The sequence below is a fragment of the Actinophytocola sp. genome (assembly GCF_009379765.1).
Taxonomy (GTDB): Bacteria; Actinomycetota; Actinomycetes; order Mycobacteriales; family Pseudonocardiaceae; genus Actinophytocola.
Window position 1 is genome coordinate 1 of sequence record NZ_WHTD01000053.1, and the last position, 19,849, is coordinate 19,849.

Sequence of the window (19,849 nt, forward strand, 5' to 3'; positions counted from 1 at the left end):
CCGCCGCCAGCGCGCTCGCCGTCGCCCGTGGCGTGCTGCCGCCAACGTACAACCTGGACGAGGTCGATCCGGCCTGCCCAGCCACCCACATCCGTGCCACGCCACTCGAGACAGAGATCGAGCACGCGTTGACGAACTCCTTCGGCTTCGGGGGCCAGAACGTGAGCCTCGTGCTGAGCGGCGCAAGTACAGGGAAGAAGCGGAACGGTTAGGACTGATGAAACTTTCAGGGATAGATCACATCGAGCTGTACGTCGGGGACGCACGCCAGGCCGCGTTCTACTACTGCACCGCGTTCGGTTTCCAGGTCCATGGCCAGGGCGGCCCGGAGACCGGCCTGAAGGGCCAACGCTCGATCCTGCTCGGTCAGGGTGACATCCGGATGGTCCTCACCTCGCCGCTGGTCGCCGACCACCCGGCCGCCGAGTTCACCCGCAAGCACGGCGACGGCGTCGCGGTGATCGCGCTGGAGGTCGACGACGTCGAGACGGCCTACGAGGAGCTCGTGCGGCGCGGCGCGGCGTCGGTGTCGGCGCCGGCCAAGTACGCCGAAGGCGACGCGACGGTGGCGACCGCGGAGGTGTCCGGCTTCGCCGACGTCACCCACCGCCTGGTGGAGCGCGAGGGTCCGCGGGCGGAGTTCCTGCCCGGCGTGTTCCGGATGTCGGAGGTGGACACCGGCGCGGGCGGCGAGCTGCTGAACATCGACCACTTCGCGGTGTGCGTGCCGACCAGGACGCTGTCGCCGACGGTCTCCTACTACGAGGACGTGTTCGGCTTCTCCCAGATCTTCGAGGAGTACATCGAGGTCGGCGAGCAGGGCATGTACTCGAAGGTCGTGCAGAGCGACTCGAAGCTCGTCACGCTCACCCTGATCGAGCCGGACACCGCCCGCCAGCGCGGCCAGATCGACGACTTCGTCCAGTGGCACGGCGGCGCCGGTGTCCAGCACGTCGCGTTCACCGCCGACGGCATCACCGACGCGGTGCGCGCGCTGGCCGGGCGCGGCGTGCGGTTCGCGAGCACACCGCCGACCTACTACGACACGCTGGCCGAGCGGGTCGCCGACCTGGCCGTGCCGGTCGCCGAGCTGCGGGAGGTCGGCGTGCTCGTCGACCGCGACCACTGGGGCCAGCTGCTGCAGATCTTCACCGAGTCGATGCACGTCCGCAGGACGCTCTTCCTGGAGATCATCGAGCGCCGGGGCGCGCTCACCTTCGGCAGCGGCAACATCAAGGCCTTGTACGAGGCGAAGAACCGCGAGCTCTCGGGCATCGCGTGAGGACCGTCGAGACCCGAGCGGGAGGACTCCAGTGACCACGACAGAACAGTTCTCGCTGTCCGAGCAGGACAAGGCGCTGCTGCCCACGGACGAGGACGTGCGCTTCTACGCCGAGCACGGCTGGTACCTGACCAAGAAGCTGTTCACCGACGCCGAGGTGGACGAGCTGGTCGCGGCGAGCGAGCGGTACTACGCGGGTGAGCGGTCGCGCAGGCTGCCGGTGCGCCCGCCGCGGCTGGCCTACTGGGCGCCGGCCGACGGCGACGTGCAGCGGCACAACGACTACGTCCACTACGAGAGCGACGCGCTGGCCAAGCTCCTGCTCAAGCCGATCATCGGTGCGGTCGCCGCGCGGCTGGCCGGGGCGGCGGAGATCCGGGTGTTCCAGTCGACGCTCATCTTCAAGCCGCCGATCTCCGGCGAGCCGTCGAACGTCGTGCCGTGGCATTTCGACAAGCATTATTGGTCGTCGTCCTCGTCCGAGAACATGTTGACCGCATTCATCCCATTTCACGACTGCGCCGAGGAAATGGGCACGATCACCCACGTGGACGGCAGTAACCGGTGGGCCGAGATCGGTAACGAGGACAGCACCACGCGCCATTTCGCCGAACGCGACAAGTCCCAGCTCGAACAGATGCTGTCGACGAACGCGGCGCACAACGGTGTCGAGGTCACCAAGGTACCGATGGTGATTCCCAAGGGGCACATGAGCTTCCACCACTGCCGGACCTACCACGGCAGCGGCGCCAACGTCAGCAGTCGGCCCCGGCGCGCGGTCTCGTTGCACCTGCAGGACGGCGCCAACGAATTCCGGGAGTTCCCATTGTCGGACGGGAGCCGCGCGTTCTACAATCACGACAGCCTTGTCCGGAAAACTCCGGACGGCCGCCCGGACTACGCCGACCCGGATTACTGCCCCGTTCTCTGGCGCGACTGAGCACGTACTGCTGCGGCCGCGCCCTGCGCAAACGTCTCGCGAAGGAGAAACACATTGTCGAGATATGACTGGGGACAGACGCATCCGGGGATCGAGCGGCTGGAGAAAGCCGTCACCGAAGCCCGGGACCGCGTCGTCCAGCACCCGCTCTACGCCGGTCTGGACACCCACGACGCGATCGTCACCTTCATGGAGCACCACGTCTTCGCGGTGTGGGACTTCATGTCGCTGCTCACGTCGCTGCAGCGCGACCTGACCTGCGTCACCGTGCCGTGGATCCCCACCGGGCCGACGGGAAGCCGCCGGCTCATCAACGACATCGTGATGGTCGAGGAGTCCGACGAGCTCGGCGACGGCTTCATCAGCCACTTCGAGCTCTACGTCAGCGGCATGCGCGAGGCAGGCGCGGACACCACGGCCATCGACACGCTCATCGACCTGCTGCGCGGCGGCGCGAAGGTGCGGGACGCGCTGGTCGGGGCCGGCGTGCCGGCACCGTCGGTCAACTTCGCCGGGACCACCTGGGACATCATCGAGAACGCCCCGGTGCACTGCCAGGCCGCGGCGTTCGCGTTCGGCCGGGAGGACCTGATCCCGGACATGTTCACCCAGGTGGTCTCCATCAACGAGCGGAGCAAGAAGCTCGGCACGTTCATCGACTACCTCGAGCGCCACATCGAGGTCGACGGCGAGCAGCACACCCCCATGGCCATGCAGATGGTCACCGACCTGTGTGGGGACGACGAGCAGAAGTGGCAGGAGTGCGCCGACACGGTCAACACCGCGCTCGCCGCGCGCGCCCAGCTGTGGGACAGCATTCTCACGGTCATCAAGAATCGGTCCGACGGCTGACGACGGCCACGCGGTGGACACCACAGTGGACACATCGGTAGCGAGCGGGTTCGCCCGGCGCAAGCTGCTCGGCATCCTGTCGAGCAGCTGGGTCGCGCAGTGCTGCTACGCCGTGGCGAAGCTCGGCGTGCCGGACCTGCTGGCCGACGGCCCGCGCAGGGTGGACGACCTCGCCGAGGCGTGCGGTGCCGATCCCGATGCGCTGCACCGGTTGTTGCGCGGCATGGCGTCGATCGGCCTGTTCCGGCGGACGGCTCCGCAGACCTACGCGCTGACCTCGGTCACCGAGTGTCTCCGGTCGGACGTGCCGTTCTCGTTGCGGCAGATGGCGGTGCTGGACGGGGAGGAGGTCTTCCGGTCCTTCGCGGACATCCTGCACACGATGCGGACCGGGGAGCCCGCCTTCGACATGATCTACGGCGAGCCGTTCTACAGCTACCTGAACGGCAACCGGGGCGTCGCCGCCACCTTCGCCGAGGCGATGAACGCGAACCAGGTGCCGACGTCGCTGCCGGCGCCCGACTTCTCCGACGTCGGCACGCTGGTGGACGTCGGCGGGGGAAGCGGCGGGCTGCTCACCGAGGTGCTCACCGCGCACGCGGGGATGCGCGGGGTGCTTCTCGAGCTGCCGGAGGCCGTCCGCCAGGCCAGGACCACGCTCACCGACGCGGGTCTCGCCGGCCGGGCGGAGCTCGTCGAGGGCAGCTTCTTCGACGGCGTGCCACCCGGCGGCGACGCCTACGTGCTGGCCAGGGTGCTGCACAACTGGGCCGACGAGAAGGCCCAGCTGATCCTGCGCCGGGTCCGCGAGGCGATGGGTCCGGAGTCCCGGCTGGTCGTGTTCGAGCAGCTGCTGCCCGAGGAGGACAGCGACCCGGACGCGGCTTCCGGGATGGTCGACCTGCTGATGCTCGTCCTGCTCGAGGGCCACGACCGGACCGAGGAGGACTACCGCAAGCTCCTGGAGAACTCCGGGTTCTCCCTGCACACCGTGCACCGGGGCGCCGGCCCCGGCGCCGACAGCGCCCTGGTCGCCACCCCCGTCTGAGTCCGAGAGGAGCAGTGATGAACCAAGTACACAGTGGACCCGTGTCGCTCGGCCCGCTGCTCTCCAAGGAGGGCAGGCGGGACCCGAACCCGTTCTACGCCGACCTCCACGCCCGCGGCCCGGTGGGCCTGCTCACCGACCCGGCCGACCGGTTCGACGTCGTGGTGCACGGCTACGACGCGGTGCACCAGGCGCTGCGCGACCCGGCCCTGCACGTGATGACCGGCGACTACCCCGACCGCCGCGGCACCCGGCGCTGGCGGGCGCACGCCGCGCTCCAGGTCCTGGTCAAGTCGATCTTCTTCACCGAGGGTGGCGACCACACCCGGGTGCGGCGGCTGTTCAGCCAGGCGTTCAGCGCCCGGCGGGTCGCGGCGCTCGAACCCGCGATCGTGCGGATCATCGAGCGGCGCCTCGACCGGCTCGCCGAGCTGGGCACGGGCGGCGCCCCGGTCGACGTGCTGGCCGAGTTCGCGCTGCCGGTCCCCAGCGACGTCGTGGGGGAGCTCCTCGGCGTGCCCGAGGCCGACCGCGACTGGTTCCCCCAGCGGGTCCGCGCGTTCGGCGCGATCCTCGACCTCGGCGTCGGTGTGTGGCGGTTCCAGCAGGCGGCCGACGCCGCCGCCGAGGACCTCACCGGGTACTTCCGCGACCTCGTCGCCGCGCGCCGGGCCGAGCCGCGCGACGACCTCATCAGCGAGCTTGCGAGCGCATCATCAAACACAGGCGCGATCGTGCCCACCGACGCGGAGCTGCACGACGACGAGCTGGTCGCGAACCTGCTCACGATGTACAACGGCGGCTTCGTCACCACCACCCACCTCATCGGCAACGGGCTCACGCTGCTGCTCGACCGGCCCGAGGAGACGCAACGAGTGCTCGCCGACCCGGCGCGAGCGGCCGGCTTCGTGCAGGAGGTCCTGCGCCACGAGCCGCCGACGCACTTCTCGATCCGCTGGGCCGCCGAGGACACCGAGGTCGCCGGCGTGCCGGTGGCGCGGGACAGCCGGGTGCTCGTCCTGCTCGGCGCGGCCAACCGCGACCCGGCCCGCTTCCCCGACCCCGACGCGTTCGATCCCGGTCGCGACCAGGGCCAGCCGCTGTCGTTCGGCGCGGGTCCGCACTACTGTCTCGGCGCCGTGCTGTCCAAGATGGAGGGTCAGTTCGCGCTGCCGATGCTGCTGCGCCGCTTCCCGGACCTCGCGCTCGCCGGTGAGCCGGGGCCGCGGACCACCCTGATGCTGCGCGGCTACGAGACGCTCCCGGTGCGGCTGTCATGACCACGCTGGACGCGGTGGCCGCGCACCTCCCCGAGCTGCGCGTGTCGGTCGACGACCTCGGCGCCGAGCTGGGGCTCACCCCCACCCAGGTGCGGGTGCTGCGCCGGTTCAACGGGCTGTCCGAGGTGCGCCGGCAGCGGCCGGGGGAGACGCTGGTCGACCTGCTGGAGGGCGCCGCGCGGGCGCTACCGACGCTGCGCGGGCGCGAGCACCTGGTGCGGTACGTGCTGCACGCCCGCGGCGTGCCGGTGGTGACGCCGTACCCGGTGAACCCCGTGCACGAGCTGCGCGAGCGGCTCGGGCTCGACGGTGCCGCCGCGTTCGCGGTGACCCACCACGCGTGTGCCTCGGGCCTGCTCGCCATCGACATCGCCGGGCGGATGCTCGCCCGCGACGGCGAGCCGGGCGCGCTCGCTCTGGTGCTCGCCGGCGAGCAGGTGTTCACCCAGGACGAGCGGCTGGCCGCCGACCACCGGGTGTTCGGCGAGGCCGCGGGCGCCTGCCTGGTGTCCGCCGATGGCCCGCGCGACCGCCTGCTGTCCTATGTGGTCGGTCAGCGCGGCGACCTCGACCACTGGGGGCCGGACGGCCTGGCGGCGATGGACCGGTTCGCGCAGGACTACACCGAGCTGCTGAGCGAGGTGATCCTCGCCGCGGTCAAGCGGGCCGACCTGACCCTCGACGAGATCGGGCTGATCCTGCCGCACAACGTGAACGTCGTGTCGTGGCGGCGGATCTGCCACAGGCTCGGCATCCCGGTCGACCGGGTGCTGCTGGACAACGTGGCGTTGGTGGGGCACACGCCGTCGGCGGACACCTTCATCAACTACGCGACGGCACGCGAGCAGCGCCGGCTCGAGCCCGGCGGCAGGTACCTCGTGGCCGCGGCCGGGTTCGGCGCGGTCTTCTCGGCGATGATCTTCGAACACTAGGGACGGTCTCGATCATGGAGCACGCGGACGTCACCGAGCTGCGCAAGCGGGTCGTCGACAGCCTGGGAGTCCTCCTGGGCCGGATACTCGGCCGCGACCTGCCGGACGTGTCGGAGCAGACGAGGTTGTTCGACGAGCTCGGGCTCAGCTCGTCGAAGACGCTGGAGCTGCTGCTCGTGGTGGAGGAGGACCTCGAGATCCAGGTCGACATGGAGGACATCGAGCGCGGGGACCTCGCGTCGGTCGGTTCGCTGTCGGACTTCGTCGTCGCGCACGCGGACAGAGGCGAGTGACCCGATGGTCCGGACCGGCTCGCCGAGCGGCGACGGGATCTCGCCCAGCGGCCGTGGGATGTGGCTGCGTCGCGTCGAACACCGCACCTTCGACGGCGACTCCGCGCTGGCCACCCACCCGACCCTGCGGCCCTACCTCGCCGACCTCGCCGGCCCGCACGGCCTGGTCCTGCGAGAGGAGGTGTTCGACGCGGGCGCCGGTCAGGCCTACGCCGAGCTGGGGCGCCCGCTGGTCGAGGCCGTCACCACGGCGGAGGAACCGGTGGACCTGCTGGTGCTCGCCTACGGGGTGCACGACGTGCAGCCCGGCCGCAACGTCGCGCTGCACCTGAGCGACCGCTGCCCCGGGCGCCCGCTCGCGTTCGCGGTCTGCGACCAGGGCCCGGCCGCCGCGTTCACCGCGCTGCGCCTGATCGCCGACTACCCGGCACCGGGTGCGTGCGTTCGGGCGCTGCTGCTGGTGGCCGAGCAGACCGCGGTGCACTACCCGCTCGCGACACCCGCCCCGGTGCCGGACCGGCACGCGGCGGTGGCACTGCTGCTGGAGAGCGCCGCGGACGCGCCCGCCGCACTCGTGCGCCAGCACACCGGCGTGTCCGCCGAGGCGGCCGGCGCGCTGCTCGCGGCGGACATCATCGAGCTGAGCGGCGGGCGGAGCGACGTGACGCTCGTGGTGGGCGACGGAGTGCCGGTCGAGCCGGGGACGGCCGTGGCAGAGGTGCTCCGCGCGCCCGCCGGCCTGCCCTACACCGGCGTGTGGTCGCGCCTGTGCGCCGGGGACCAACCCGACCGGCTCGCGGTGCTCGCCGACCACGACCCGGCGCTCGGCTATCTGAGCGTGGCGGCCGTCGCGCTCGGCCCCAGAACGGTCGGCGCCAGCCCGACCACGGGTGCCGACATGGGAGGAGGTGTGGCCACCATGATCCTGGAGAAGCCCTGAACCAGTGACTGATCGACCTGACCGGACACCGGAACGGAAGGAGGTGTAGCCAGCACGGCGGAGAAGGCCTGAACCAGTCGCTCACGGAGCGAGACAACTGATGTCTAGACGCGGTCGCCGGCTCTTGGGGACCGCGGGCGTGCGGGGACGCATCACCCGTCCCCGCACGCCTCTCATCCTGCCAGTCGACCGTCGCCGGTGTGCACGGGAAGGGTTGGGCGATGCGAATACCAGGGGTTCGACGTCCTGCGCTACTTCTCCCGCGCGGAGATGGAGCGGATCGCCCGCAACATCGAGGAGGCGGCCGTGCAGGCGGCGGTCGAGCCGGAGGCGCCGACCCGGATCACCCGTCCGGTGACCGCGGGCGTGGTCCAATGAGCGGGAGCCATGTCCGGCGCCCCCCATGCCCTGAACGACGCGTTCAGGGCATGACGCGCGAGCGGGTGCGTCCTGAATGCGAGGTGCCGGCAGATGCGACGTTCTGACCTGCCGCGCGGAGAGGTCGTGGACCGGGTGCTCGTCGCGTTCGAGGGCGACGGGGCCGGGGAGGGTGAGCTGGCGTTCGGCCAGCTCGGTCTCTGGCAGGCGATCGAGGAGTCGGGCGAGTCGAAGACGGTCGCCTACGTCGCCGAGGTCGAGCCGGGCACGACCGTCGGCGACGTCGCCGACATGCTGGGGTTCATGGTGGGCAGGCACCAGGCGCTGCGTACCCACCTGCTGCTTCGGGCCGGCAGGCCACCGCGCCAGCGGGTGTCGAGCTCCGGCGAGGTCGCTCTCGTCGTCGTGGCCGCCGGAGCCGACGACCCGGCGGAGGTCGCCGAGGCCGTCTCGGCGCACTGGGAGGCCGTTCCCTTCGCCTACGACACGGAATGGCCGGTCCGCATGGCCGCGGTTCTCGCCGGCGGCGTGGTCACTCATGTGGTCACCGTCATCCTGCACACCTCGATCGACGCGTTCGGGCTGAGTGCGCTGGCGGCCGACATCGGCGCCCGGGACCCGCGGACGGGCGCGCCTGCCGGACCCGTGACCGCGTTGACGCCGCTCGACCAGGCCGCCCGGGAGGCCACGGCGGCCGGCCGGCGGCAGAACGAGATGTCGCTGCGACACCTGGAGCGGGTGTTGCGCACCGTTGCGGCCAGCCGATTCGGCGAGCCACCCCACGGCGGCGAGCCGCGGTACGAGATGCTTCGCTACCGCTCGCCCGCGATCCGCCTGGCGATCCAGGCGGTGGCGGTCCGGGAGAAGGTCGACGACTCGGCCGTGCTGCTGGCCTGCTTCGCCGTCGGCCTCGCCAGGTTCACCGGCGTCAACCCGGTGCTCGCGATGATGTTGGTGAGCAACCGGTTCCGCCCAGGGGTCGCCGACTCGGTCAGCGCGTTGATCAAGGTCAGCCCGTTCCTGGTCGACGTCGCCGAGACCACCGTGGGCGAGGTCGTCTCCCATGCCGCGGCCAAGGCGATCAACACGTTCAAGAACGCCTACTACGACGCCTACGAGCAGGTCGAGTTGATCGAGCGGGTCGAGCGGGAGCGCGGCGAGGCGGTCGACCTGTCCTGCTACTACAACGACCGGCGGCAGCGCGACCGGATGCACCTCGGCGTGGCACCGCCGACGGAGGACGACGTCCGGGCCGCGCTCGCGCGCGGCGAGGTCTCCTGGAAACAGCAGGTCAGTATCCCGCGGTACACGCTCTACCTGAGCGTCGACGACCCACCCGGGGCGGTCGAGCTGGTGCTGTCGGTGGACACGCGGTACTTCTCCCGCGCGGAGATGGAGCGGATCGCCCGCAACATCGAGGAGGCGGCCGTGCAGGCGGCGCTCGACCCAGGCGCGCCGACCCGGATCACCCGGCCGGTGACCGCGGGTGTGCTCCGGTGAGCGGGGCAAGCGCGGGAGCGGAGCGAACCATCAACACAGCTGGTCTCTATCGGACGGTCCGGCTCATCCGGCGGTTCGAGGAGCGGGCCGTCGAGCTGGTCCACTCCGGCGACATCGTCGGCGGCATCCACCCCTACCTCGGGCAGGAGGCGGTGGCCGCAGGGGTGTGCGCGGCGCTCGGGCCCGACGACATCATCACGAGCACCCACCGCGGCCACGGGCACGTGCTGGCCAAGGGCGCGGACCCGGCGCGGATGCTCGCCGAGCTCACCGGCCGGGTCACCGGGCTCAACCAGGGCCGGGGCGGCTCGATGCACGCCGCGGACTTCGGCATCGGCGTCTTCGGCGCCAACGCGATCGTCGGCGCGGCGGGTGCGATCGCCACCGGCGCGGCGTGGGCCCGGCGGCGGCTGGGCAAGCCGACCGTCGCGGTCAACTTCTTCGGCGACGGCGCGGTCAACGAGGGCATGCTGCTCGAGGCGTTCAACCTGGCCGCGCTGTGGGGGGTGCCGGTGGTGTTCGTGTGCGAGAACAACGGTTACGCCACCACGATGCGGGTCGACGACGCGGTGGCCGGCACCATCACCGGCCGGGCCGAGGCGTTCGGCATCCCTGCCTCCACTGTGGACGGTCAGGATCCGGAGGCGGTGCTCGCCGAGGCGCGGACCGCGGTGGCCAGGGCCAGGGCGGGTGACGGGCCGAGCTTCATCGAGTGCCGGACCCAGCGGTTCGACGCACACCACACCTTCGAGCACAAGGTGCGGCTGCGCTACCGGTCCGACGAGGAGCTCGAGCGGATCCGGTCCCGGGACCCGGTGGCCATCCAGGGCGCGCGACTCGACGCCGCCGACCGGGCGCGGATCGACGGCGAGGTCGACGCGGTCATCGCTCAGGCGGTCGCGTTCGCGCTGGAGAGTGCCTTCCCGGATCCGCTGACCGCGCTGGATCACTTGTACGCGAGCGGGTTGAGCCCGCGGCGGGGGAGTGATGTCTGATGCCGTGGCTCTCCTACCAGAAGGCGCTCAACCGGGCGCTGGCCGACGCGCTGGCCGCCGACGACACCGTCTTCGTGCTCGGTGAGGACGTCCGGGTCGCCGCGTCGAACGTGACGACGGGCCTCGCCAAGCGGTTCGGGCCGGACCGGGTGATCGACACCCCGCTGTCCGAGCAGGGGTTCACCAGCTTCGCCACCGGCGCGGCGCTCGCCGGGATGCGGCCGGTGATCGAGTTCCAGATCCCCGCGCTGCTGTTCCTGTCCTTCGAGCAGATCACCAACCACGCGCACAAGTTCTCGCTGATGACCGGCGGCCAGTGCGGCGTGCCGGTCACCTACGTCGTGCCGGGGTCCGGGTCGCGCACCGGCTGGGCCGGCCAGCACTCCGACCACCCGTACAGCCTCTTCGCGCACGTCGGGGTGAAGACGGTCGTGCCGGCCACGCCGACCGACGCCTACGGTCTCCTCCGGTCGTCCATCGAGGACGCCGACCCGGTCGTGGTGTTCGCCCCGGCCGGCGCGCTCGGCGTCCGCGAGGACGTGGACTTCGCCACGCTCGCGCCCGTCCCGCTGGGCGTGGGCCGGGTGCACCGGCGCGGCACCGACGTCACCGTCGTCGCGGTCGGGCACCTCGTGCACGACGCGCTCGCGGTGGCCGAGGACCTCGCCGACACGGTGTCGGTGGAGGTGTTCGACCCGCGCACGCTCTACCCGTTCGACTGGGACGGTCTCACCGAGTCGGTGCGCAGGACCGGGCGGCTGGTGGTGACCGACGACTCCAACCGCTCGTGCGGCATCGCCGGCGAGGTCATCGCGACGATGACCGAGCGGGTGCGCCTGTCCGCGCCGCCGGTGCGGGTGACCCGTCCGGACGGCGCGGTGCTGCCGTTCTCCCTCGAGCTCGACCGGGCGGTGCAACCGAGCCGCGAACAGCTCGTGGCCGCCATCAACCGCACAGTCAAGGAGAGGTGACCATGTCCGTGGTTTCGGGCGCCTGGGAAGAGCTGGCCGACGACGTTCGGTCCGCCATGGTCGCGTGCGGAAAGCAGACCTGGGCGGGGATCTACGAGGGCGTCGCCACCAAGAACAAGAAGTGGCGGCCGCTTCGGCCGCCGGTGATGACCCCCGAGCAGTACGGCGAGATCACCGGCCTCACCGAGCGGCTGGCCAAGCTGATCCTGGACGCGTGCCTGCGCCGCGCGTCGACCGTGGGGGAGCTGCGCGGGCTGCTGGGTGTCCCGGAAGGACAGATCGAGTTCCTCGACGAGACCGAGCCGCTCACCGAGGAGCTGCTCGTGGCCGTGCGGCCGGACGTGCTCATCTCGGACGGGGTGCCGAAGTTCGTCGAGTGCAACATCGACAGCGCGCTGGGTGGCGCGTACGACTCGGACGGGATCGCCCGCCGGTTCCTCGCCGCCTACCGCGAGCACGGCGTCCCCGAGTCGGTCCGGCTCCGGGCCCCGGAGTCCGCTGTGGACACCCGGTTCGAGGCCATGCGCGAGCAGCTCGACCTGCCCGACGGCGCGACCTCGGTGGTGCTGTTCCACATGGGCAGCGACTACCCGGACACCCAGGACGGCCACACGCTCATCAAGCTGCTGGAACCGGTCCGCGACCGCGGCCGGGAGGCGGGGCTGGACGTCGTGGTGCGCCCGCTGGAGTGGCTGACGCTGAACGGCGACGGCCGGCTGTGTGCCGGTGACGTCGTGCTCGAGTCGGTGCTGCGCATGTTCATCCCGCAGGAGGTGCCGCACGGCGCGGGCTACGACGCGCTGGCCACCGCGCTGCGCACCGGGACGGTGCGGATGTTCACCTCCTCGGCGACGTGGCTGCTCGGCAACAAGGCGATCTTCGCCTGGCTGTGGCAGGACATCGGGCGACTGTCCACAGTGGACGTCGAGGTGGTGCGCCGACACCTGCCGCGCACCGACCTGCTGGACGCCGCCGGCATCGGCCGCGCGGTGGCGCGTCAGCGGGACCTCGTCCTCAAGCCCACCGGGACCTCCGGCGGTGCTGGGGTCGTGGTCGGCCGGGAGGCCACCGCGCAGCGCTGGCGCGACGCACTCGACTCGGCCGTCGAGGCGGGTGGGCACATCGTCCAGGAGTATGTCCTGGCCGACCGGCTCGCCATGCACTTCGTCGAGATCGAGACCGGCGAGGTCCGGCAGGAGGCGGTGCCCTACTGCGTCGCGCCCTACCTGTTCGGCCGCCGTCCGGCCGGTGCCTACATGCGGTTCGCGGTGCCCGACTCCGCCGCGGGCTCGGTCGTGAACCTCGGCCAGGGCGCCCTGACCAGCGGCTTGCTATTAGTTGAATAGACTGGTCCGCCTCCCGGGGCTTGGCGCAAAGCCCTCGTGCCGACCAACGCAACCTCAGGGGACCGTGACGCAACCCAACCACCAACCACCGAAGATCCGCACCGTTCGCCGGAACGCAACCAACACTGTGAATCCCGGGGAGGCGGACCGGCTAGCCGGCGCGGCGGGCGGTGAGGAGGTGTGCGCCGAGCATCCGGACCGCCTCGCAGACCGCGATCGCGTCGCTGCGTGCGTTGCCGTGCCGGCCGTCGCTGCTGTACAGGTTCGGGTCGGTCACCGCGGGATGCGCGGTGAGGTTCATGTGCAGCGTGCCGAGCTCGGCGGCCACCGCGGCGGTGTGCTCGGACAGCGTCTGCATCCGCTTGCGCAGGCCGGGACGCAGCCACTCGGCGATGGCCGGGCTGTAGGAGACGTTGTAGAGCCCCACGGTGATCACGTCCGCACCCGCGTCCCGCAGCGCGGTGACCATCGCGGTCAGCTCGGTGTCGACCTCGGCGGGCCGGTAGGTCGCCGGGAAGGCGTCGTTGCCGCCGCAGACGACCAGCGCGAGGTCGGGCCGGAAGTCCAGGGCCGGCCGGAGCTGCCGCTCGCGGACCTCCCGCGCCCGAAGCCCGCGGTGGCCGAGGTTGAGGTACGCGAGCTTCGGGCCCGCGGTCGAGAGCTCCGCGGCGATCCGGTCGGCCAGCTGCAGCTCGCTGTAGCCGGCGACGGGCTCGGCGAGTCCTTCCGCGACACTGTCGCCGAGCACCACGAACCGGCGCCACGGGTGCCCGGCGAGCAGCCGCGCGCTTTCCCCCTCGCGGAGGCAGTGTGGGTCTTGCGACTCGGCGAAGGTGGACATGGTGAGAGACGATAACCCAGGTTCGACCCCGTCGAAGGTCGGGAATACGGTGTCATTCATGGACTTGCGGGAGCTCGACCGCCGCGTGCTCGCGGTCACCACCGGGATCGTCGGGCAGGTGCGGGTCGACCAGCTCGACGCGCCGACGCCGTGCACCGGCTGGACGCTGGGTGACCTGCTGCGCCACATGGTGGGCAACAACAACGGGTTCGCCGCCGCGGCGCTCGGCGAGGCCCCGGTCGCCGGCGTCTGGGACGGCGTGGACGTGGTCGACCCGATCGGCGAGAGCTGGCCGCCCGACTCGCCGGCGATCTGGGGTCCGGACGCCGCGTTCGGCTTCCGCGTCGAGGTGCCCGCCGGCGCGCCGGCGGCCGACCGGATGCCGGGTCTCCTCGGCCGGTCCCCGGCCTGGCCTCACTGAGCGTCACTCACCTGTGCGGCGGGCTCGGGCTCCTGCTCCGCCTCCCGCTCGGTGACCGGCCGGCGCGACCGCGACCACAGCCACGGCGCCGCGGTCATGACCAGGCACAACGTCCCCGCGACGAGGATCGCCGGGTTGAGGCCGAACCCGGCGACGGCGAGCCCGCCGAGCACGCCGCCGATCGGGATGCCGGTGAACGTGATCGCCGTGCACACGCCGAACGCCCTGGTCTGCAGCTCGGGTGGCACCCGCTCGTAGAGCATCGCGCCGATCACCGGGTTGACCGCGGCCATCGCGAGCCCGGACAGGAACGCGACCGTGCACACCAGCACCAGCTCGTGGGTGAGCCCGAGGACGAGCAGCCGGGGCGCGCCGCCGAGCAGCGCGCCGAGCATGAACGTCTGGTACATCGGCAGCTTCGGCGCGATCGCGGTGAACACGATGCTGCCGAGCACCGCGCCCGCGGCGAACGTGCCGAGCAGCAGACCGAGCGCCTCCGGTGAGTGGATCACCTCCGCCACCCAGATCGGGATGAACACCGCGATGCTCGCCTGGTTGAACATGTTGAGCGCGAACAGCATCACGATCATGCTGGGCAGCAGCCGGTCGTTCCACAGGATCCGGAACCCGCCCCGCAGAGCGACCACATAGGACTCCCGGGTTTCCGGGGCCTGCTTGGGGAACGCGTCCTCGGGCAGCGTCACGAGGGTGGCGACAACGAAGGCGCAGACCGCGAACGACGCGGCGTCCACCCAGATCGCGCCCAGCGGGCCGACCCACGCGATGAGCAGGCCGCCGGCCGCGCTGCCGAGCAGCATCGCGGTGCGCGAGAAGCCCTCGTAGGCCGAGGTCACCCGGATCACCTTGATCCCGGCCTCCTCCGCGAGCGGGCGGAGCATCACGTGCTTGACCCGGTCGCCGAGCCCTCGGGTCGCGCCGGCGATCGCGACCAGCACGAGCAGCCAGCCGAAGCCCAGCTGGGGCGCGGCGGCGATGCCGGCCATGGCCAGCGCGCTGGCGGCGTCGGTGACGATCGTGGTGCGGCGGATGCCGAACCGGTCCGCGAGCGGCGCGGCCAGCACCCCCGACACGACGTAGGGCAGCATCTCCGCACCGGCGACCAGCCCCATCTTGGTCGCGCTGCCGGTGGTGACCAGCACGAGCCACGGGATCGCGAGCATCGAGACCCGGCTGCCGAGCACCGAGATGACGTCGGCGACGAACAGCGCGACGAACCGCCCGCGCGCGTTCACCTTAACCGCCGATCTCGACAGGCGGGTGCGTGGCCGCGTACCGCGCGCGCAGTGCCTTCTTGTCGATCTTGTTCGCCCTGGTCAGTGGCAGCGCGTCGACGAACTCCACGGCACGCGGCTGCCACATGTCGTTGAGCTCGTCGCCCACCATGGCCGCCAGCTCCTCGCCGGTGACCGTGTGGCCCTCGACCGGCACGACGTAGGCGTGCACGACCTCGCCGATCACCGGGTCGGGTACGCCGATCACCGCGGCCGCCCGCACCTGCGGGTGCGCGGCGAGCACGTCCTCGATCGGCCGGCAGTAGATGTTCCACGACCGCCGGTGGGTGATGATCATGTCCGTCGTGCGGTCCACTATGTACAGGAAGCCGTGCTCGTCGAGGTGCCCGACGTCGCGAGTGCGCACCCATCCGTCGACGAGCGTCTCGGCGGTGAGCTCCGGCTGGCCCCAGTAGCCGGCGAAGTTCAGCCGGCTGGAGATCCAGATCTCGCCGTTCTCGCCGGTTTCGACCGGTTTTCCGTCCTCGTCGCGGATCTCCAGGCGCACGTCGCCGTACGGCGTGCCGGCCGACCGCAGCCGCTCCGGGTGCTCGGGGTCCTCGGTGAGCCCGGGGAGCGCCGTGGTCACGACCGACTCGGACAGCCCGTAGACGATGCGCAGCACCGGGCCCCAGAGCGTGATCGCCTGGCGCAGCCGCGAGGGGGCGGCCGGGCCGGCGCCGATGTTGAACATGAACATGGTGCTCATGTCGGTGGTGGCGGCGGCGGGGTGGTCGAGCACCTCGTACAGCATCGGCGGCGACATGAACGTCGAGTTGATCCGCTCGCGCTGGACCGTGGCCAGGAGCCTCTCGGCCGTCCAGGCGTCCTCGAGGAACAGCACGCCACCGGTGAACAGGTTGACGAAGGCGGTGATCTGCCCACTGACCAGCCACATCGGTGAGCTGGAGAGGTGCCGCAGCAGCGGCGCGCCGGCGTTGGTGAACTGCTGCTCGGCGATCGCGAGCACCTGCTGGAAGAACGTGTGGGGGAGGTGCACCAGCTTCGGTGTCCCGGTGGTGCCGGAGGTCTGGAACACCGCCTCGGGCTCGTGCCCCTCGTTGTCGATCTCCGGCTCGCCGCTCACCCGCGCGGTCAGCAGGTCGGGGCCTACCCCGCCGGACCCGAGGCAGAACACCGGCACCGATCCGAGCTCGGCGCTGAGCTCGGCGCCGAGCTCGCCCTGGGTGCGGGCGTCGTAGACGAACGCGTCGGCGTCGGAGAGCTGGACGTACTCGCGGATCTCGCGACGCGCGGTGACCGGCGCGACCCAGAACGACCGGCAGCCGAGCAGGTGGACGGCGAGCTGCAGAAGGGGCCCCTCGAGCGGGTTCGCGACCATTATCAGAACATTTGTGCCCGGCCTGACTCCGAACGCACGCAGGGCGGCGGCCATTTGGCGCACAAGGGCGCGAATTTCGTTATACGAAAGACGCCGGCCGCCGCCGACGAGACCCTCACGGTCAGCGAAATTGTCGAACAGCTCCAGAGCCCGCGTCACATACGTCGGCGCCCGACCGGTCGAAATATCCATGCCCACTCCGCTAGTCCATTCGCCGAAATAACGCATTGTGACGGGAGCCCCGATTCCGTCGAGCAGACTACCTGTCGGGTTGGGTCGGTGGTAGGGGTGATTTGCCCAGTATCGTTCGGGAAAGCTGACCTCAGGGGCGGTGTCGCCGGATGGCGTTCGGACGTAGCTGCACGCGATCGTCGAATCGCGCTCGGTTTCCATGTAGTGCGTATGGGCATAAATGGTTGGTCTGGTCATACGAACAAAGTGCGTCTATTCGCAAGCATGATTGACGTCGAATCGGCGGAGAGCTAGGTTCCGACCCCACCAACTCGTGGCCGGGCAGCACTCCGTGCTCAGGCGTTCCTGGAGGTTCCATCGAATGAACAACCCGAAGAAATGGCGATCGCTGATCGCCACGGGGCTGCTGGCCGCAGTCACCTCGACCGTATTGGTCGCGAGCGCGGGTGAGGCGGCCGAGCAGGAAGGCTGGGGGCATCGCTCGTCCTCGGAGTGGGTGGGCAGCTGGGCGGCCGCCGTCACCCGAGGCAACACCAGCGGCTCGACCTTCGTCGGCCTGGACAACCAGAGCGTGCGGATGATCGTGCACGGCTCGGTCGGCGGCTCGAAGATCAGGATCCGGCTCACCAACCTCCACGGCGAGAAGGCGGTCACGGTGGGACGCGCCACGGTCGCGGCGCCGAACACCGACACACCGGAGCTGTCCGACGTCGACGCCAGGACGGTGCGTGGGCTGACCTTCGGCGGCTCGTCCTCGTTCGTGATGCCGATGGGCGCCGAGCTGCTCAGCGACCCCGTCGACCTGCGGGTCGCCGACGACCAGGACCTGGTCGTGAGCGTCTTCTTCCCGACCTCGACCGGGTTGACCACCTTCCACTCGACGACCCGGCAGAGCAACTTCGTCGGCGACGGCGACCTCGTGGCCGATCCCGGCGGTGCGGGCTACACGACCGAGCGGACGTGCTGCTGGTTCTTCCTGTCCGGCGTCGACGTGCTCCGCACGGACGCGGCAGGCTCGGTGATCGTGTTCGCCGACTCGCTCGCCGACGGGCACGGCACCACGTTCAACGCCAACATGCGCTGGCCCGACCAGCTCTCCGACCGGCTGCAGCGCCGCGTCAGCGACGACGACGTGCCCGGCGTGCTGAACATCAGCCGCGGTGGCGCGAGGCTCACCCATGAGGGTGAGGAAGCCGGCGACGGCGGCTTCCCCGGGTTCCCCGAGCTCGGCGCGAACGCGTTCGCCCGGCTGAACGAGGACGTGTTCTCCGAGACCGGTGCGCACGCGGTCATCATGGACCTGGGCATCAACGACGTCTGGATGAACAACGACTCGCCGGAGACGATCATCGCGGCGATCCGCCAGCTCAACCAGCAGATCAAGCAGCGCGGTTACACCGTCCTGGTCGGCACGCTGGGGCCGTTCGAGGGCCTCAACGGCGGCACGGCGCTGGTGTGGACCCCGGAGAAGGAGGCGACCCGCCTGGCGGTCAACCAGTACCTGCTGGACCACCGGGGCGAGTTCGACGCGGTCGTCGACTTCGACGCGGTCCTCCGCGACCCGGCGAATCCGAGCAAGATCAAGCCGGAGTTCGACGCCGGCGACCACATCCACCCGAACGACCTCGGGTCCAAGGCGATGGCCGACGCCATCCCGCTGAGCCTGATCGTTCGCTGACCGGTCGCGGTCCCGGCGGCGCCTTCGTCCGCGCCACCGGGACCGCGTCGGTGCGAGCGTCGTTCATACCGGGATTGAGAGGACAGCGCAGACGTGGACGCCGACGCGATCGTGGCGGGTTTGTACACCGAGGAAGCCCGGCACGACCCCAACCCGTGGTACGCGAAGCTGCACGAGCTGGGGCCGGCCTCCGCGCTGGATCCCGAGGCGCGCGTGTACACCACCGTGGCCAACGGCTTCGACGCCGTCGACGAGGTGCTGCGCGATCCGCGCTTCATCAAGGTTCTCGGCCCGGTGGACAAGCTCGACCACCCCGTGCTGGCCACGCTCTCCCGCTCGATGATGTTCAGCCTCGAGCCGGACCACGGCCGGATGCGGCGGCTGTTCAACAAGATCTTCACCCCGCGCCGGGTGGCCGCGCTGGAGTCGGACCTGCTGGCGGCGATCGACGGCCTGCTCGACCGGATGGCCGAGCTCGGCGCGGGCGGGGCCGAGGTCGACTTCATCGCCGAGTTCGGCTACCAGTTCCCGACCAAGGTGATCGGGCTCCTGCTCGAGCTGCCGGAGTCGGACCTCGCCTGGTTCCGGGAGCGCGCGCAGCGCATCGACCGGTACCTCGACCTCGGCGGCAAGAGCGCGGAGAAGCTGCGAGCCGCCGACGACGCGGTGCTGGAGCTGACCGACTACTACCTGCGGCTCATCGCGGACCGGCGGGCCGATCCCGGCACCGACCTGGTGAGCGACCTGGTGGCGCTGATCGACTCCGGGGACGACCGGCTCAGCGACACCGAGCTGGTCGCGAACCTCGTCGTCCTGCTCAACGCGAGCTTCGTGACCACCATGAACCTGCTCGGCAACGGCCTGCTCCCGCTGCTCGCGCGGCCGGACCTGGTGGACCGGGTGCGGGCCGACGCCGACTTCGCGTCGCGGTGCGTCGAGGAGATCCTCCGCTACGACAGCCCGGTGCAGCTGCTGTCCAGGGTGGCCGCCGACGACACCGAGCTCGCCGGCGTGCCGGTGCCCAAGGACGGCGCGATCATGGTGCTGCTCGGCGCGGCCAACCGGGATCCGCGCAAGCACACCGATCCCGACACCTTCGATCCGGACCGGGCCGATGTCGGCCACCTCAGCTTCGGCGGTGGCGGCTACTTCTGCCTCGGCGCCGCACTGTCGCGTTTGGAGGGTCGGCTGGCGTTTCCCCGGCTGCTCCAGCGGTTCCCCGACCTGGCGATCGCGCGTGACCCGGTCCGCAGCGATGGGCTGCTCCTGCGCGGCTACGGCGTCATCCCGGTGACCACGGGGGGCCGCGGTGCCGCTTGACCCGCA

General features: G+C 70.9%; 19 protein-coding genes and 1 pseudogene. 17 read left to right on the forward strand and 3 right to left on the reverse strand.

Annotated features, from left to right (window positions below):
* From GEV28_RS17750 to GEV28_RS17815, 14 genes and pseudogenes are all read left to right on the forward strand, one after another.
* Positions 1-212 (forward strand): annotated as a pseudogene (locus GEV28_RS17750) (beta-ketoacyl synthase); the annotation flags it as partial.
* 5 nt (positions 213-217) lie between these two features.
* Positions 218-1,282, forward strand: coding sequence for a 4-hydroxyphenylpyruvate dioxygenase (gene hppD, locus GEV28_RS17755; protein WP_291413192.1), 1,065 nt, complete (start codon positions 218-220; stop codon positions 1,280-1,282).
* Positions 1,283-1,313: 31 nt separating this feature from the next.
* Positions 1,314-2,222: a phytanoyl-CoA dioxygenase family protein gene (locus GEV28_RS17760; RefSeq protein ID WP_291413193.1), complete on the forward strand. Its 909-nt coding sequence runs from the start codon at positions 1,314-1,316 to the stop codon at positions 2,220-2,222.
* 54 nt (positions 2,223-2,276) lie between these two features.
* Positions 2,277-3,074, forward strand: a complete 798-nt coding sequence (locus tag GEV28_RS17765) for a DUF3050 domain-containing protein (protein ID WP_291413194.1) — start codon at positions 2,277-2,279, stop codon at positions 3,072-3,074.
* 25 nt (positions 3,075-3,099) lie between these two features.
* Positions 3,100-4,122, forward strand: coding sequence for a methyltransferase (locus tag GEV28_RS17770; protein ID WP_291413195.1), 1,023 nt, complete (start codon positions 3,100-3,102; stop codon positions 4,120-4,122).
* Positions 4,123-4,139: 17 nt separating this feature from the next.
* Positions 4,140-5,402 carry a cytochrome P450 gene (locus GEV28_RS17775; protein WP_291413196.1) on the forward strand — a complete coding sequence of 421 codons (1,263 nt, stop codon included), beginning with the start codon at positions 4,140-4,142 and terminating at the stop codon, positions 5,400-5,402.
* The gene (locus GEV28_RS17780) at positions 5,399-6,334 is read left to right on the forward strand and encodes a 3-oxoacyl-[acyl-carrier-protein] synthase III C-terminal domain-containing protein (RefSeq protein ID WP_291413197.1); all 936 of its coding nucleotides are present in this window, start codon (positions 5,399-5,401) and stop codon (positions 6,332-6,334) included. Before GEV28_RS17775 ends, GEV28_RS17780 begins: the two co-directional genes overlap by 4 nt.
* Before the next feature lie 14 nt (positions 6,335-6,348).
* Entirely contained in the window at positions 6,349-6,627 is a 279-nt protein-coding gene (locus GEV28_RS17785; RefSeq protein WP_291413198.1) for an acyl carrier protein, read from the forward strand.
* A gap of 4 nt (positions 6,628-6,631) precedes the next feature.
* Entirely contained in the window at positions 6,632-7,567 is a 936-nt protein-coding gene (locus GEV28_RS17790) for a hypothetical protein (RefSeq protein WP_291413199.1), read from the forward strand.
* Positions 7,568-7,765: 198 nt separating this feature from the next.
* Entirely contained in the window at positions 7,766-7,945 is a 180-nt protein-coding gene (locus GEV28_RS17795) for a hypothetical protein (protein ID WP_291413200.1), read from the forward strand.
* Positions 7,946-8,038: 93 nt separating this feature from the next.
* Entirely contained in the window at positions 8,039-9,445 is a 1,407-nt protein-coding gene (locus tag GEV28_RS17800; RefSeq protein WP_291413201.1) for a condensation domain-containing protein, read from the forward strand.
* A complete protein-coding gene (locus GEV28_RS17805) occupies positions 9,442-10,440 on the forward strand; it encodes a thiamine pyrophosphate-dependent dehydrogenase E1 component subunit alpha (protein ID WP_291413202.1) in 999 nt (332 codons plus the stop codon). The genes GEV28_RS17800 and GEV28_RS17805 overlap by 4 nt, the downstream gene beginning before the upstream one ends.
* Positions 10,440-11,411, forward strand: a complete 972-nt coding sequence (locus tag GEV28_RS17810) for a transketolase C-terminal domain-containing protein (protein ID WP_291413203.1) — start codon at positions 10,440-10,442, stop codon at positions 11,409-11,411. The genes GEV28_RS17805 and GEV28_RS17810 overlap by 1 nt, the downstream gene beginning before the upstream one ends.
* Positions 11,412-11,413: 2 nt before the next feature.
* On the forward strand, positions 11,414-12,757 hold the full coding sequence (locus GEV28_RS17815) for a hypothetical protein (protein ID WP_291413204.1): 1,344 nt from the start codon (positions 11,414-11,416) through the stop codon (positions 12,755-12,757).
* Positions 12,758-12,908: 151 nt separating this feature from the next.
* On the opposite strand, the gene GEV28_RS17820 is transcribed toward GEV28_RS17815, so the two are convergent.
* Positions 12,909-13,598: an SGNH/GDSL hydrolase family protein gene (locus GEV28_RS17820; RefSeq protein WP_291413205.1), complete on the reverse strand. Its 690-nt coding sequence runs from the start codon at positions 13,596-13,598 to the stop codon at positions 12,909-12,911.
* 58 nt (positions 13,599-13,656) lie between these two features.
* On the opposite strand from GEV28_RS17820, the gene GEV28_RS17825 reads away from it, so the two are divergent.
* Positions 13,657-14,019, forward strand: a complete 363-nt coding sequence (locus GEV28_RS17825; protein WP_291413206.1) for a maleylpyruvate isomerase N-terminal domain-containing protein — start codon at positions 13,657-13,659, stop codon at positions 14,017-14,019.
* On the opposite strand, the gene GEV28_RS17830 is transcribed toward GEV28_RS17825, so the two are convergent.
* Both GEV28_RS17830 and GEV28_RS17835 read right to left on the reverse strand, forming a co-directional pair.
* Positions 14,013-15,272, reverse strand: a complete 1,260-nt coding sequence (locus GEV28_RS17830) for an MFS transporter (protein WP_291413207.1) — start codon at positions 15,270-15,272, stop codon at positions 14,013-14,015. The genes GEV28_RS17825 and GEV28_RS17830 overlap by 7 nt on opposite strands.
* Before the next feature lies 1 nt (position 15,273).
* Positions 15,274-17,082: an AMP-binding protein gene (locus tag GEV28_RS17835; RefSeq protein WP_367115119.1), complete on the reverse strand. Its 1,809-nt coding sequence runs from the start codon at positions 17,080-17,082 to the stop codon at positions 15,274-15,276.
* 124 nt (positions 17,083-17,206) lie between these two features.
* Here GEV28_RS17835 and GEV28_RS17840 point away from each other — a divergent pair, with 124 nt between their 5' ends.
* Together GEV28_RS17840 and GEV28_RS17845 are read left to right on the forward strand one after the other, a co-directional pair.
* Complete coding sequence (locus GEV28_RS17840) at positions 17,207-18,523, forward strand: GDSL-type esterase/lipase family protein (protein WP_291413209.1); 1,317 nt, start codon at positions 17,207-17,209, stop codon at positions 18,521-18,523.
* Between the two features lie 93 nt (positions 18,524-18,616).
* A complete protein-coding gene (locus GEV28_RS17845; RefSeq protein ID WP_291413210.1) occupies positions 18,617-19,843 on the forward strand; it encodes a cytochrome P450 in 1,227 nt (408 codons plus the stop codon).
* Positions 19,844-19,849 lie beyond the last annotated feature (6 nt).